Below are 15,075 nucleotides of genomic sequence, written 5' to 3'. Positions count from 1 at the left end.
GACCATCCGGAGCCCACCGTTCCCCAGGGCGTACGCACCACCGGCCCGGCCCCGTCCGGCGCACCCCGGAAGCCGTGGCCCGGGGATCGGCCTGCCCGCGACCCCTTCCCAATCCTCGTCCGGCTCGCTAGCTTCAACGCCCGGCAGAGCAGTTGGTACGTTTCAATCCCCGTATCGGGCCACCGCGACCGCAGCCCGCGGCGAGAAGTCCGTGTGCCCGGACGGGGCCGGCCCGCGCCGTCACGGCCCGGCTCTCCCCGCACTCCTGCTCCGCGCCGGCCGCCGCCATCCCGGGTCGGCCGCACGGCGCCGCCACCCCAGTCGTCCAGCACGAGGAGTCTTGATGTCCTGGCAGCAGAGCCATGTGAGCCGTCGGACCACGCTCGGTCTGATGGGAGCCGGTGCGGCCGCCACCGTCGTGGGCGGTGCCGGTGCGGCGGCCGCGCAGTCGCCGCAGGAGGGACCGGGCGGCGCCGCGGACCCGGACGCCGCACACCACCCGGTACGGCTGACGCTCGACGGCAGACCGGCGGCGGTCGGCACGTACGCCTTCCCCGGCGAGGCCGGCGAGATCGTCCTCGACAACGGCCTGGTCCGCTTCGCCTTCGGCCGCGACGACGCGGCCGGCGGCGTCCTCACCGGCTGGTCCGACGTGTCCGTCACGGCCACCTCGGTCGTGGTCGACGGCACCGAACTGGCCCACAACCTCAACGGCGTCGACCCCCGCGACCCCGACCGCCGGCACTCCTTCTACGTGGACGCCGGCGGCGGCAAGTCCCGTCTGGTGTGCACGCAGGTCAAGGTGCTGCGGGTCTCCCCCGAGCTGGTCGAGGTCGCGTTCGCCGACGTCACGAGCGTGCCGCTGCGGCACGAGCACCACCTGGTCATGCGGGCGGGCAAGCCGGGCCTGTACGGCTACGACATCCTCACCGCCACCGACGCGACCTCCATCAACGAGGTCCGCATGAACACCCGCTGGGACCGCTCGGTCTTCGACCACTGCTACAACTGGGAGCGCGGCAAGGGTCAGCAGCCCACGTACGCCTACCTGGCCACGCAGCAGAGCGTCGGCGACGAGACCTGGCTGGTCGACGGCGCGAACAACCCCGGCCTGCCCTCGCCGGACAGCAACGCGGGCGGCACGAAGGCGGGCGACGTCTACACCAAGTACGACTGGAGCCTCTACCACCACGAGAACCCGATGTTCGGGCACTACGGCAACGGTTTCGGCACCTGGTTCACCCCTCTCGGCGGGGTGTCCGACGAGACCCTCGCCGGCTTCTACGGCGTCGGCCCGCAGCACCAGGACCTGGCTATCCACCAGGACGCGCTGATCCTCAACTACTTCGGCGCCAACCACTACGGCCTGCCCTCCTACGCCCTGCCCGCGGGTTACCGGCGGCTGTACGGGCCGTGGTTCAGCTTCCTGACGACCGGCGACCCGCAGGACCCGGACGCGATGATCGCCGAGGCCGCGGGCATCGCCCGCCGCGAGATCGCCGAGAACCGCGCGGGCGCCGCGTGGGTCGACGACCCGCTCTACCCCGAGCCCGCCCGGCGCAGCACGGTCACCGGCCGCATCCGGGTCGCCGACGGCCGCTCCGCGGGGGATCTGTGGGTGCTGCTCAGCACCCAGGACGTCACCGACGTGTACACGATCCACGAGCCCGTGCACTTCGTACGGACCGCCGCCGACGGCAGCTTCGCCCTGCCGGGCGTCCCCGAGGCGTGGCAGCCGGGCACGACCGACCCCGGCACGTACACGCTGTACGTCTTCGCCGCGGACGGCTCGGTCACCGACCAGCTCACGCGCACCGGCATCACCGTCTCCGGCCCCCACCAGGATCTCGGCACGATCACCTGGTCGCCCACCGAGCGCTCGACCTTCCTGTGGCAGATCGGCCGCGCCGACCGCACCGGCGAGGAGTACGCGCTCGCGACCGGGTCGCCGGTGCGCCCCAGCCCGCGCGACTACTGGAAGCCGTCGCTCGTGCCCGGCGACCTGACCTTCACCGTGGGCCGGTCGTGGGAGCCCGAGGACTGGTATTATGCGCAGGCCAACCCGGGCACCTGGACGGTGAACTTCCCGCTGGACGAAGCACCCGAGGGCACCGCGTACCTGACGGTGTCGTCGTCGATGCAGCAGGGCGGCAAGCCGCCTGTGGTCACCGTCAACGGCACGTCCGCGGGCATCGCCGGGACGCTGCCGGCCAACAGTGACTCCACCATGGCCCGCCAGTCCGACCGCAGCGGCTACCCCCGGCAGGCCCTGCTGACCTTCCCGGCCGCGCTGCTCACCGCCGGGGACAACACCGTCGCCTTCACGCACGGCGGTACGGTCACGCCCGGGGCGCCGTCCTCGGTGGGCTTCGGCTGGGACACGGTCGTGCTGGAGATCGACGGTCCGCAGCCGGCGCGGCCGGCCCGGCTCGCCGGGCGGGTGACGTCGCTGGGCACCTCGCACGGCACCAGCACCTGGCGGGTGGAGATCACCAACAAGGGGTCGGGCCCGGCCAACGACGTCCGGCTGGACGCCGTCCGCTGGCAGGCCGGCGGGCTGCCGCAGGTCGCCGGGGCCGATCCCAACAGCTTCCCCGTCCCCGTGGCCGCATCCATCCCGCCCGGCGGGTCGGCGTCCGTCACGGTGGCGACGACCGGTGCCCGCCCCGTCCGGGCGGACGGCCACGTCGAGTTCGGCTTCCACGCCAACGGCGGCCGGGTGCGGGGAAGCGCCACCAGTACGTCCGGTCACTGAGCCGGGGCCGTGGGCCGCGCCTCCCGCGCGGCCCCGGCGCCGGACGGCAGTGTTGTTGACACCCGCGCGGCACGCTGTTTATCGTCCGCGGCATGAAACGATTCATAGGAGTTGCCCATGAGTGAAGTGTCCGCCGTCAAGGCGGCGTTGGCGTCCCAGCGGATCGAGACCCCGTCGTGGGCGTACGGCAACTCCGGGACGCGTTTCAAGGTCTTCGCGCAGGCCGGAGTCCCGCGCGACCCGTACGAGAAGCTCGACGACGCCGCCCGGGTGCAGGAGGCGACGGGGGTGGCGCCGGTGGTGGCGCTGCACATCCCGTGGGACACCGTGGACGACTACGCGGGCCTGGCCGCGTACGCCGGTGAGCGCGGGCTGTCGCTGGGAGCGATCAACGCCAACGTCTTCCAGGACGACGCCTACAAACTCGGCTCGGTCACCCACCCCGACCCGGCGGTGCGCCGCAAGGCGCTGGACCACCTGCTGGCCTGCGTCGACATCATGGACGCCACCGGCTCGCGGGACCTGAAGCTGTGGTTCGCCGACGGCACCAACTACCCCGGCCAGGACGACATCACCGCCCGGCAGGACCGCCTCGCCGAAGCGCTGGCCACCGTCTACGAGCGGCTCGGCGACGAGCAGCGGATGCTGCTGGAGTACAAGCTCTTCGAGCCCGCCTTCTACACCACCGACGTCCCCGACTGGGGCACCTCGTACGCGCACTGCCTCAAGCTGGGGCCGAAGGCGCAGGTCGTGGTGGACACCGGGCACCACGCGCCGGGCACCAACATCGAGTTCATCGTCGCCTTCCTGCTGCGCGAGGGCAAGCTCGGCGGTTTCGACTTCAACTCCCGCTTCTACGCCGACGACGACCTGATGGTCGGCGCGGCCGACCCCTTCCAGCTCTTCCGGATCATGCACGAGGTCGTGCGCAACGGCGGCCTGGACCCGGCCACCGGGGTGGCGTTCATGCTCGACCAGAGCCACAACATCGAGGCGAAGATCCCGGCGATCATCCGCTCGGTGATGAACGTCCAGGAGGCCACCGCCAAGGCGCTGCTGGTCGACGCCGGCGCCCTGGCCGCAGCCCAGCAGGCCGGCGAGGTGCTGGAGGCCAACGCGGTGCTGATGGACGCCTACAACACCGACGTCCGCCCGCTGCTCGCCGAGGTCCGCCAGGACATGGGCCTGGGCCCCGACCCGATGGCCGCCTACCGCGCGACCGGCCACGCGGAGCGCATCGTCACCGAACGCGTCGGCGGTGAGCAGGCCGGCTGGGGCGCCTGACCCGCGCTTCCGGCCGCCGCCCGCACCACCGCCGTCCCCTCCCAGACAAGGACACCTGCCATGACCGCCGCCTCGCACCCCGAGGTCCGGGCCCTGCTGGAGCGTTCCCACCGGCTCGGCTCCGATCCGCGCAACACCAACTACGCCGGCGGGAACACCTCCGCCAAGGGCACCGCGCCCGACCCGGTGACCGGCGCCGGCACCGAGCTGATGTGGGTCAAGGGCTCCGGCGGCGACCTGGGCACCCTCACCGGAACGGGCCTCGCGGTGCTGCGGCTGGACCGGCTGCGCGCGCTCGCGGACGTCTACCCGGGCGTGGACCGCGAGGACGAGATGGTCGCCGCCTTCGACTACTGCCTGCACGGCAGGGGCGGCGCGGCCCCGTCCATCGACACCGCCATGCACGGCCTGGTCGACGCCGCCCACGTCGACCACCTCCACCCAGACTCCGGCATCGCGCTCGCCTGCGCCGCCGACGGGGAGAAGCTGACCGCCGAGTGCTTCGGCGACACCGTGGTGTGGGTGCCCTGGCGGCGGCCCGGCTTCCAGCTCGGCCTGGACATCGCCGCGGTCAAGCAGGCCAATCCTCGCGCGATCGGCTGCGTGCTGGGCGGGCACGGCATCACCGCGTGGGGCGACACGTCCGAGGAGTGCGAGGCCAACTCCCTGCACATCATCCGCACCGCCGAGTCCTTCCTCGCCGAGCGCGGCAGGCCCGAACCCCTCGGACCGGTCCTCGACGGGTACGAGCCGCTGCCGGCCGAAGAGCGGCGGACCCGTGCGGCCGCCCTCGCACCCGTCCTGCGGGCCATCGCCTCGACCGACCGGCCGCAGGTCGGGCACTTCACCGACTCCGCCGAGGTGCTGGACTTCCTCTCCCGCGCCGAGCACCCGCGCCTGGCCGCTCTCGGCACGTCCTGCCCCGACCACTTCCTGCGCACCAAGATCCGCCCCCTGGTCCTGGACCTGCCGCCCGCCGCCCCGCTGGAGGACGTGACCGCCCGCCTGGCGGAGCTGCACGCCGCCTACCGGACCGAGTACGCGGCCTACTACGACCGGCACGCCACCGCGGACTCGCCCGCGATGCGCGGCGCGGACCCGGCGGTCGTCCTGGTCCCGGGCGTGGGCATGTTCTCCTACGGCAAGGACAAGCAGACCGCCCGCGTCGCGGGCGAGTTCTACGTCAACGCCGTCAACGTCATGCGCGGCGCCGAAGCCGTCTCCGCCTACCGGCCCATCGCCGAGGCCGAGAAGTTCCGCATCGAGTACTGGGAGCTGGAGGAGGCCAAGCTCCGCCGGATGCCCGCGCCCAAGCCGCTGGCGACCCGCGTCGCGTTCGTCACCGGCGCCGGGTCCGGCATCGGCAGGGCCGTCGCCCACCGGCTGGCCGCCGAAGGCGCGTGCGTCGTCGTCGCCGACCTGAACGCCGCCAGCGCGGCCGCCGTCGCCGACGAACTCGGCGGGCCGGACAAGGCCGTGGCCGTCACCGTCGACGTCACCGACGAGGAGCAGATCCGCGCCGCCTTCGACGCCGCCCTGCTCGCCTTCGGCGGCGTCGACCTGGTCGTCAACAACGCCGGGATCTCCATCTCCAAACCGCTGCTGGAGACCACCGCCCGCGACTGGGACCTCCAGCACGCGATCATGGCCCGCGGCTCCTTCCTCGTCTCCCGCGAGGCCGCCCGCGTCATGACCGCGCAGGGCCTGGGCGGCGACATCGTCTACGTCGCCTCCAAGAACGCCGTCTTCGCCGGCCCCAACAACATCGCCTACTCCGCCACCAAGGCCGACCAGGCCCACCAGGTGCGCCTGCTGGCCGCCGAGCTGGGCGAGCACGGCATCCGCGTCAACGGCGTCAACCCCGACGGGGTGGTGCGCGGCTCGGGCATCTTCGCCGGCGGCTGGGGCGCCCGGCGCGCCGCCGTCTACGGGGTGCCCGAGTCCGAACTCGGCGCCTTCTACGCCCAGCGCACCCTGCTCAAGCGCGAGGTGCTGCCCGACCACGTCGCCAATGCGGTCTTCGCGCTCACCGGCGGCGACCTCACCCACACCACCGGTCTGCACATCCCCGTGGACGCCGGGGTCGCCGCCGCGTTCCTGCGATGACCGCCGATCACGGGACCTTCGCCGCGGTCGACCTCGGCGCGTCCAACGGGCGCGTCATGGTCGGCCGCGTCGGCCCCGGCACCCTCGACCTCACCGAGGCCCACCGCTTCCCCAACCGGCCCGTCACCGTGGGCGGCACCCTGCACTGGGACGTGCTGGCGCTGCACCGCGGCGTCCTGGACGGGCTGCGGCTGGCGGGCGCCGCCGGCGGACGGCCGGACTCCGTCGGCGTCGACGGCTGGGCCGTCGACTACGGGCTGCTCGACGCCGACGGGCGGCTGCTGGGCAACCCGGTGCACTACCGCGACCCGCGCACCGAGGGCGTCGCAGGGGACGTGTGGGCGCGGATGCCGCCCGCCGCCCTGTACGCGGCGACCGGTGTGCAGTACGCGCCCTTCAACACCCTCTACCAGCTCGCCGCCGCCCGCGGCACGGCCCAGCTCGCGGCCGCCCGGCGGCTGCTGCTCGTCCCCGACCTGATCGCGTACTGGCTCACCGGCGAGCAGGGCACCGAGCTGACCAACGCCTCCACCACCCAGCTCCTGGACCCCCGCACCGGCCGGTGGGCTTCCGAGGTGGCCGCGGCCGCCGGTGTCGACCTGAACCTGTTCGCACCGCTGCGCCGCCCCGGCGACCCGGCCGGCGTCCTGCTGCCCGCCGTCCTCGCCGAGACCGGGCTCGACGGCCCGGTGCCCGTCACCGCGGTCGGCTCGCACGACACCGCCTCCGCGGTCGCGGCCGTGCCTGCGGCCGCCGGCGAACACTTCGCGTACATATGCACCGGCACCTGGTCGCTCGCCGGGCTGGAACTCGACGCCCCTGTCCTGACCGAGGCCAGCCGTGCCGCCAACTTCACCAACGAGTTGGGCGTCGACGGCACCGTCCGCTACCTGCGCAACGTCGTGGGCCTGTGGCTGCTCCAGGAGTGCATGCGCGCCTGGGACGTGACCGATCCGGTACCGCTGCTGCGGGAGGCGGCGCGGGTGCCGGGACTGCGGTCGGTCGTGGACGCCGCCGACCCGGCCTTCCTGGCGCCGGGCGGGATGCCGGAGCGTATCGCCGCGGCGTGCCGGGCCACCGGCCAGCCTGCACCGGCCACGCGGGCGGGGACCACCCGCTGCGTCCTGGACTCCCTCGCGCTCGCCCACCGGGCGGCGGTGCGGGAGGCGGCGGCGCTCGCCGACCGGCCGGTGGACGTGGTGCACGTCGTGGGCGGCGGGGCCCGCAACGCCCTGCTGTGCCGGCTGACCGCCGACGCCTGCGGGCTGCCGGTGGTCGCCGGGCCCGCCGAGGCCGCGGCGCTGGGCAACGTCCTGGTCCAGGCCCGCGCCCGCGGACTGCTGCCGGGCCGCGCGGCGACGCGGGCCCTGCTGGCCGCGACGCAGCCGGTGGTGCGCTACGAGCCGGCGGGCGACGGCGCCGCGTGGGACGCGGCGGCCCGCCGGATCGGCCGGTGACCCTCGCGGGGCGGCGGTGTCCGCCCCGCGGGGACCGCCCGCGCCTCGCTCACTCGGCGACGTACGTGCGGCGGCTCCACTCGAAGACCCGCAGGTTGCGGCCGTCGTGCTCCATGAACTCCTCAGTGGGCTCGTAGTGCTCCCAGGCGTTGCCGACGAAGAGCTTCAGCTTGGTGTCCGTGTCGTCCACGTAGCGGGTGTGCGAGGGCGGGGCGAACTGCTCGGGGCCGCCGCGGAGGATGACGTTGGGCGGGGGTGCGGACGTCATGGCAGTGGTGCTCCCTTCACGTTCGTGCTGCTGACCTGTCGGTGCCGTCCGGGCGCCGTTCGCCCGGCGTTGTCGCTCCATGACAGTCTCGGGTGCGCGCGGGCACGCGGCATCGTGCGGATCTCACAACTCGTCGAGCGAGATGAGACCGTCCTGCACGGCTCTCGCCATGAGTTTCGCCTTGGTGCTCGCGGGACGGCCCGCGTTGGCGTACTTGATCCGCACCCGGTCCAGATAGGTGTTGACGGTGCGTTCGGAGATGCCCAGGCTCTTGGCCACGACGCCCTTGGACTCCGAGCGGAACCAGGACACGAGCACCTCCAGCTCCCGCGCCGACAGCAGGGGGCGGTCGGGCGGGCACCGGCGGCCGGAAGCCTGCCGCGGCGGGGTGTAGCGGACCCCGGCGGCGGCCGCCCGGATCGCGGTCACCAGGTGCCACTGCTCGGCTGCCCGGGTGATCACGGCGGTGGAGCCCAGATCCATCCGGGCGAGGGCGGGCTCCGGGCCGCCGCGCATGGTGTATCCGACGATCCTGCGCTGCTGCGCGACCAGTTCGTGCAGCTCGGCGCAGGTGGGGCGACCGTCGCGCGGGAGGAGTTCCAGCACGACGACGTCCGCGGCGCGGCCCGGACCGTACAGCGCGACGGACACGTCCGGGCCCTCGGCGACGACCTCGATGGGCCCCTCTGCCGCCGCGCACCAGGTCGAGAGCCCCGCGCGGACGACGGGGTGGTGGTCGACGATGACGACACTGACCGGAACCGCAGGCACCACGTTCACCTACTCCATCGACGGGACGGGGCGGGGGCGGCCGGCATCAGAGGGAGGCCAGGACCGCGTGCCGGAGCTGGCGGAGGTCCCGGCCCGGTTCCAGTCCGGTCTCCCGGTCCAGGACCCGGCACGCGGAGTCGTAGATGCCGAGGGCCTCGGACTTCCGGTCGGAGCGGTAGAGCGCGAGCATCAACTGCCGGTAGAAGACCTCCCGCAGCGGGAACTCGGTGACGAGCGAGCGCAGCGGGGCGATGACCTCCTCGTGGCGGCCGAGGTCGAGGCGGGTCTGCGCGAACATCTCGGAGCACTCGATCCGCATCTCGTCCAGCCGCCGGCGGAAGCCGGTGACGAGCGGGCCAGAGCGGACGTTGGCGAGTGCGGCGCCGCGCCACAGCCGCATGGCGCTGTCGAAGCTCGCGGCGGCGGCTTCCGGTTGCCCGGACCTGGCGCTCTTGCGGCCCGTGGCCATCAGCCGCTCGAAGACGTCGGCGTCGCATTCGCTGGCGGCCCGGCACAGCATGTATCCGCCGGGCCGGGTGAGGATGGGATTGCGCCGCCCCGGCCGGTCGAGGAACTTGCGGAGCCGGGAAATGCAGACGTAGAGGGTGGCCGTGGTGCGGTGCGGCGGTGTTTCGCCCCACAGTTCGCGGGAAATCTGTTCCGCCGGGACGACCTGATCGGATCGGATGAGCAGCACGGCCAGCAGGGTCGCCAGTCGCTCCGCGCCGAGCGGGGAACTCCCCCGCTCGTCGTCCACCCGGAGAGGACCCAGTATCTCGTACCGCATGTTACCCCCGTAAAGTCCGGACCGTTTTACCTGACGGACGTTCAGTACGTACGGGCACTCACCGGGGCGCCGCCAGTTCCGGGGCGTCGACGAGCACGGCGTGGTGCAATTGCTGGAGTGCGGCGGACGGTTCGAGTCCGAGTTCCTCGACGAGTACCGTCCGCGCCGAGCGGTAGACGTCGAGGGCGTCGGCTCTGCAACCGGAACGGTACAGCGCGAGCATGAGCCGACGGTAGAAGGACTCGTGCAGCGGGAGTTCCTCTATCCGCGCGTAGAGGTAGCCGATGAATTCGCGGTGCCGGCCCAGTGCCAGGCCGGTCTCGACGAAGCGCTCCATGCAGTCCAGCCGGGCCTGTTCGGCCCAGCACACGAATCCGTTGACGATGCCGCCGTCGCGCAGTTCCTCGAGGGCCGGTCCGCGCCAGAGGCCGAGGCCCTCCTCGTAGGCCTCGCACGCCTCCTGCAGCCGGCCGTCCTCCTGGGCCGCGCGCCCGGTGCGCACCAGGGCCTGGAAGAGGGCGAAGTCCAGTTCGTCGGTGCCCAGCCGCAGCGTGTAGCCGCCACGGGCGGTCACGACCGGGCTCTCGCTCCGGCCGGGCAGCCGCAGCGACTTGCGCAACTGGGACACGTAGACGTGCAGGGCGGCCTGGGTCTGGCGGGGCGCACGGGTGCCCCAGATCTCCTTGGCGAGGTCGTCGCTGCACACCGGCTCACCGGCCCGCACCAGCAGCGCCGCCAGCAGGACCTCGACCTTGCGGGCGCCGACCAGCCGGGTCGACGCTCCTTCGGCCAGGCGCAGCGGGCCGAGTATCTCGTACCTCATCGCACCGCGCCTTCCGCCGGCGGACATACGCCGGCCAGGCAAGGGCACATGCTGTTTTCCATATGTTTTTTTAGCACTCGAGAATCACCCTGTTGTCGAGCGTAGGGGAATCCGCCAGCCGGTGACACAAGTCCGGCCACAGTGCCGGGACTTCGCCTGGCGGGCAGCTCTCACGCGCCGGTCCGGCGGGAGAAGGGCCATTCATTCGCTTGTGGCAAGGAGCATCAACGCATCATAGCTACACCTTGCACAACGGTGTGAGGGTCGGTCAACCGACAGCCAAATGGCCGCGCGGTGACCAATCCGACATCCGGCACGTCCGCCACGGGCGGACTTCCTTGCCCGCGCCACGGACCGGGGCCGCGGGGGCGGACCTGCGCGAATGCGTAGCGGCAGCTTTCCGCCACTCCCCGGCGGACGGCGGGGACCGGCGCACCTCATGCCCGGTTGCCCGGCTTGCACGGGTGATGTCCATTTTGCCTGACCGGCGACGCGTAAACGTCCGAAACGTGGGCGGCCGGCGACGGTTAGATCATCTTTAGGGGCCGCTCCGAGAATGAATGGCGTTCCGGGCATGTCCTGCGCGCATGACAGGTGATTCCGCGATTCATGTATGGGGGTTTCATGGCCGGCCCACGCCCAGCCCTCGCACCGGCGCCGCCTTCCGCGCCTTCCGCTTCCGTCGCCTCCCCCCTCCCCTGCGCGTCCCCCGCCGAGCCCGTGGCGATTGTGGGGATGTCCTGCCGGCTGCCGAAGGCGCCCGGCCCCGAGGCCTTCTGGACCCTGCTGCGGGAGGGCGGGGACGCCGTCGGGCCCGTGCCGGGATCCCGGCTGCCGGCCCCGCCCGGGGCGGCGCCCTGGACCGCGGGGCTGCTGGACCGCGTCGACACCTTCGACGCCGCCTTCTTCGGCATCCCGCCGCGCGAGGCGGTCGCGATGGACCCGCAGCAGCGGCTGATGCTGGAACTGGCCTGGGAGGCCGCGGAGGACGCGGGCATCCGCCCCGCCGCGCTCGCGGGCAGCCGCACCGCCGTCTACACCGGCGCGATCTGGGACGACTACGCGGCGCTGCTGCGGGGCCTGGGCACCAGCGGTCCCGGCGGCGCGGGCGATTCCGGCGGCATGGGCCGGCACTCCATGGCGGGCCTCCAGCGGGGCATCATCGCCAACCGCGTCTCGCACCGGCTGGGGCTGCGCGGCCCCAGCATGACGGTGGACACGGCGCAGTCCTCGGGGCTGGTCGCGGTGCACCTGGCGTGCGAGAGCCTGCGCCGCGGCGAGGCGGACCTCGCCTTCGCGGGCGGGGTCAACCTCATCCTCGCGCCGGAGAGCATGCGGGCGGCCGAGGGGCAGTTCCGCGGCTTCGCGGCCGGCGGGCGGTGCCGCACGTTCGACGCCGGTGCGGACGGGTTCGTCCGCGGCGAGGGCGGCGGCATGGTGCTCCTCAAGCCGCTCGCCGCCGCGCTCGCGGACGGCGACCGTGTGCACTGCGTGATCGCGGGCAGCGCCGTCAACAACGACGGGGCGACCGACGGGCTGACCCGGCCCGACCCCGGGGCGCAGGAGGAGGTGCTGCGGGAGGCATGGCAGCGGGCCGCGGTGTCGCCGGCCGATCTGCAGTACGTCGAACTGCACGGCACCGGCACGCCCGTCGGCGACCCGGTCGAGGCCGCCGCGCTGGGCGCCGCACTGGGTGGGCGCCCGGCGGGCGCGCCGCTTCGGGTCGGCTCGGCGAAGACCAACCTGGGCCACCTGGAAGCCGCCGCGGGCATCGCGGGCCTGCTCAAGACCGTGCTGAGCATCCGCCACCGGCGGCTGCCGCCGAGCCTGCACTTCACCGCGCCCAACCCGGCGATCCCGCTGGAGGAGCTGGGCCTGCGGGTGCAGACGGTCTACGGGCCCTGGCCCGACGAGCGCCGCCCGCTCACGGCGGGGGTCAGCTCCTTCGGCATGGGCGGCACGAACTGCCACGTCGTCCTCACCGAGCCCCCCGCGCCCGCGGCGCCTCCCCCGGCGGAGCCGGAGGCCCGCAGCGCGCCGCCGGTCACCGCGTGGGTCGTGTCGGCGGCGGGCCCGCAGGCGCTGCCGGCCCAGGCCGCCGCCCTGCGCGGGCACTTGGCGGCCCATCCCGGAGCGCACCCGGTCGACGTCGGCCACGCCCTCGCCACCACCCGGACGGCCTTCCCGCACCGGGCCGTCTTGCTCGGCTCGGGCGAGGACGAACTGCTGGGCGAGCTGGACGCGCTGGCCGCCGGGCGGGAGGCACCCGGTCTCGTACGCGGCCGTACGGTCACCGGCGGCGTCGCCTTCCTCTTCAGCGGCCAGGGCAGCCAGCGTCCCGGCATGGGCGCCGGGCTCTCCGCCGCCCACCCCGTCTTCGGCGACGCGCTGCGCGAGGTGTGCGCGGCCCTGGACCCGCTGCTCGGGGTGCGGCTGCTGGACGTCATGACCTCCGGAGGCGCGGCTGACGGGGCCGGCGGCGCGCCGCTGGACCGCACGGAATTCACGCAGCCCGCGCTCTTCGCGTTCCAGACGGCGCTCTTCCGCCTGGTCGAGTCCTGGGGCGTCCGGCCGGACGCCCTGCTGGGCCACTCGGTCGGCGAGATCACCGCCGCGCACGCGGCCGGGGTGCTGTCGCTCCCGGACGCCTGCGCGCTGGTCGCCGCGCGCGGGCGGCTCATGCAGTCCGTCACCGCGGACGGCGCGATGGCGGCGTGGCAGGCCACCCCCGAGGAGGCCCTCGACGCCCTCGCGGGCATCGACGGTCGGGTGGGTCTGGCCGCCGTCAACGCGCCCTCGTCCGTGGTCGTCTCCGGCGACCGCGACGCGGTCGCGGCGGCGACCGCCGCCTGGCGGGAATGCGGCCGCAAGGCCACGCTGCTCAAGGTCAGCCACGCCTTCCACTCCGCCCATCTGGACGGCGTGCTCGACGAGTTGCGCGAGGTAGCCGCGGGGCTGGACTTCGCGCCGCCCGCGATCCCTGTCGTCTCGAACGTCACCGGCGCCCCCGCCACCGCCGAGCAGTTGCGCTCCCCCGGCTACTGGGCGGACCACGCCCGCCGGACCGTCCTCTTCGCGGACGGCGTCCGGCACCTGTGCGACGCGGGCGTGACCACCTTCCTCGAACTCGGCCCCGACGCCTCGCTCACCGGAATGGCCCGTGAGACCGCCGCCGCGCACACCGGTGACGGGCCCGCGCCCGCCGCCGTCGCGGTCCAGCGCCGCGGGCGGCCCGAGGCGGAGTCCTTCGCGACAGCGATGGCCCAGGCGCACGTGCGGGGCGCCGACGTCGACTGGGCGGCCTCCTTCGCCGCGTACGCCCCGCGCCGGACGAGCCTGCCGACGTACGCCTTCCAGCGGACACGCCACTGGCCCGACGCGGTGGCGGGCGCACCGGACCTGCCCGGTCAACCCGTCGAGGGGGCTGGGAAGTCGGCGGGCTGGGAGGGCGGCGCGTACGGGCCCCGCGCGCTCACCGCGGGCACCGGCCACGCGGGCGGCAGCGCGACGAGCGGGGGCCCGGGCGCGGACAGCAGCGCGGCGGCCGGGGACCCGGGCGCGGGCGGCAGCGCGGCAGCCGGGTCCCCGGACACCGACAGCAGCCCGACAGCCGGGGACCCGAGCACCGACAGCAGCCCGACAGCCGGGGACGCGAGCACCGACAGCAGCCCGACAGCCGGGGACGCGCCCGGCCGTTCGCACCCGCCCCGCGAGGGCGGCGCCGCCGCGGGCGACGTGCTGGGGCTCGTCCGGGCGCAGACCGCGCTCGTGCTGGGGCATGACGGGCCCGAGCGGGTCGACCCCGAACTGACCTTCCGCGAGCTGGGCTTCGACTCGCTCGCGGCGACCGAGCTGGCCGAACGGCTCACCGCGGCCACCGGCGGCACGGTGGCCGCGACCGTCACCTTCGACCACCCGACGCCCCGCGAGCTGGCGGCGTGGCTGCGCGCCGGACGTACCGGGTCCCAGGGCGCGACGGCGGCGGCGCACCGCCCGGCGGCCGGGGAGGCCGTCGCCGTCGTGGCCGTGCACTGCCGCTACCCGGGCGGCGCGGACTCCGGCGAGGCGCTGTGGCGGCTGGTGGACGAGGGCGCCGACGCGATCGGGGACTTCCCCGCCGACCGTGGCTGGGAGGTCGCCGACGGCGACAGCGCCACGGGCCGGGGCGGCTTCCTGGCCGGGGCGGGCGACTTCGACGCGGAGTTCTTCGGCATCAGCCCGCGCGAGGCCCTGGCCATGGACCCGCAGCAGCGCATCCTCCTGGAGCTCTCCTGGGGCCTGCTGGAGCGGGCCGGTGTCGCGCCCGGCTCGCTGAAGGGCAGCGCGACCGGCGTCTTCGTCGGCGCCACCACCGCCGACTACGGCCCCCGCCTGTACGAGGCCGCGTCCGACATCGGCGGGCACCTGCTCACCGGGAGCACGCCGAGCGTCGTGTCGGGCCGGGTGGCGTACGCGCTGGGCCTCCAGGGCCCCGCCCTCACCGTCGACACGGCGTGCTCGTCGTCGCTGGTGGCCCTCCACCTGGCCGCGCGGGCGCTGCGCGAGGGCGAGTGCAACCTCGCGCTCGCGGGCGGCGTGACGGTGATGGCCACGCCGGGGATGTTCGTGGAGTTCTCCCGGCAGGGCGGTCTCGCCCCCGACGGCCGCTGCAAGCCCTTCGCCGCCGCGGCCGACGGGACGGGGTGGAGCGAGGGCGCCGGGCTCGTCCTGCTGGAGCGGCTGTCCGACGCGCGGCGCAACGGCCACCGGGTCCTTGCCGTCGTCCGCGGCTCGGCCGTCAACCAGGACGGCGCGAGCAACGGCCTGACCGCGCCCAACGGCCCC

9 protein-coding genes are annotated in these 15,075 nt (G+C 74.3%); 5 read left to right on the top strand and 4 right to left on the bottom strand.

What is annotated here, in order from left to right; translation table 11 throughout:
• Window positions 1–343 precede the first annotated feature (343 nt).
• The 4 genes from IH54_RS0128235 to IH54_RS0128220 all read left to right on the top strand — a co-directional run bounded on the left by IH54_RS0128235 (window position 344) and on the right by IH54_RS0128220 (window position 7,602).
• Window positions 344–2,755, top strand: coding sequence for a polysaccharide lyase family protein (locus tag IH54_RS0128235; protein ID WP_031522137.1), 2,412 nt, complete (start codon window positions 344–346; stop codon window positions 2,753–2,755).
• 117 nt (window positions 2,756–2,872) lie between these two features.
• Window positions 2,873–4,039, top strand: a complete 1,167-nt coding sequence (rhaI, locus tag IH54_RS0128230) for an L-rhamnose isomerase (protein ID WP_031522134.1) — start codon at window positions 2,873–2,875, stop codon at window positions 4,037–4,039.
• Between the two features lie 60 nt (window positions 4,040–4,099).
• Window positions 4,100–6,145 carry a bifunctional rhamnulose-1-phosphate aldolase/short-chain dehydrogenase gene (locus tag IH54_RS0128225; RefSeq protein ID WP_031522132.1) on the top strand — a complete coding sequence of 682 codons (2,046 nt, stop codon included), beginning with the start codon at window positions 4,100–4,102 and terminating at the stop codon, window positions 6,143–6,145.
• On the top strand, window positions 6,142–7,602 hold the full coding sequence (locus IH54_RS0128220) for a rhamnulokinase (RefSeq protein ID WP_031522130.1): 1,461 nt from the start codon (window positions 6,142–6,144) through the stop codon (window positions 7,600–7,602). Before IH54_RS0128225 ends, IH54_RS0128220 begins: the two co-directional genes overlap by 4 nt.
• A gap of 49 nt (window positions 7,603–7,651) precedes the next feature.
• On the opposite strand, the gene IH54_RS0128215 is transcribed toward IH54_RS0128220, so the two are convergent.
• From IH54_RS0128215 to IH54_RS0128200, 4 genes are all read right to left on the bottom strand, one after another.
• Window positions 7,652–7,870 (bottom strand): DUF5988 family protein, encoded by a 219-nt coding sequence (locus IH54_RS0128215; protein ID WP_031522127.1) that lies wholly within the window; start codon window positions 7,868–7,870, stop codon window positions 7,652–7,654.
• A gap of 123 nt (window positions 7,871–7,993) precedes the next feature.
• On the bottom strand, window positions 7,994–8,644 hold the full coding sequence (locus IH54_RS0128210) for a response regulator transcription factor (protein ID WP_031522124.1): 651 nt from the start codon (window positions 8,642–8,644) through the stop codon (window positions 7,994–7,996).
• Window positions 8,645–8,687: 43 nt separating this feature from the next.
• Complete coding sequence (locus IH54_RS0128205; protein ID WP_031522122.1) at window positions 8,688–9,428, bottom strand: AfsR/SARP family transcriptional regulator; 741 nt, start codon at window positions 9,426–9,428, stop codon at window positions 8,688–8,690.
• Between the two features lie 58 nt (window positions 9,429–9,486).
• The gene (locus IH54_RS0128200; RefSeq protein ID WP_031522119.1) at window positions 9,487–10,251 is read right to left on the bottom strand and encodes an AfsR/SARP family transcriptional regulator; all 765 of its coding nucleotides are present in this window, start codon (window positions 10,249–10,251) and stop codon (window positions 9,487–9,489) included.
• Between the two features lie 624 nt (window positions 10,252–10,875).
• On the opposite strand from IH54_RS0128200, the gene IH54_RS0128195 reads away from it, so the two are divergent.
• Window positions 10,876–15,075 (top strand): beta-ketoacyl synthase N-terminal-like domain-containing protein (locus tag IH54_RS0128195; protein WP_267965234.1); only part of this gene is annotated, 4,200 nt, incomplete at its 3' end.

The organism is Streptomyces sp. NRRL F-5123 (assembly GCF_000721495.1).
Taxonomy (GTDB): Bacteria; Actinomycetota; Actinomycetes; order Streptomycetales; family Streptomycetaceae; genus Actinacidiphila.
Note: the sequence above shows the minus strand (reverse complement) of the source record. Positions and strands in the feature narration are given on the sequence as shown.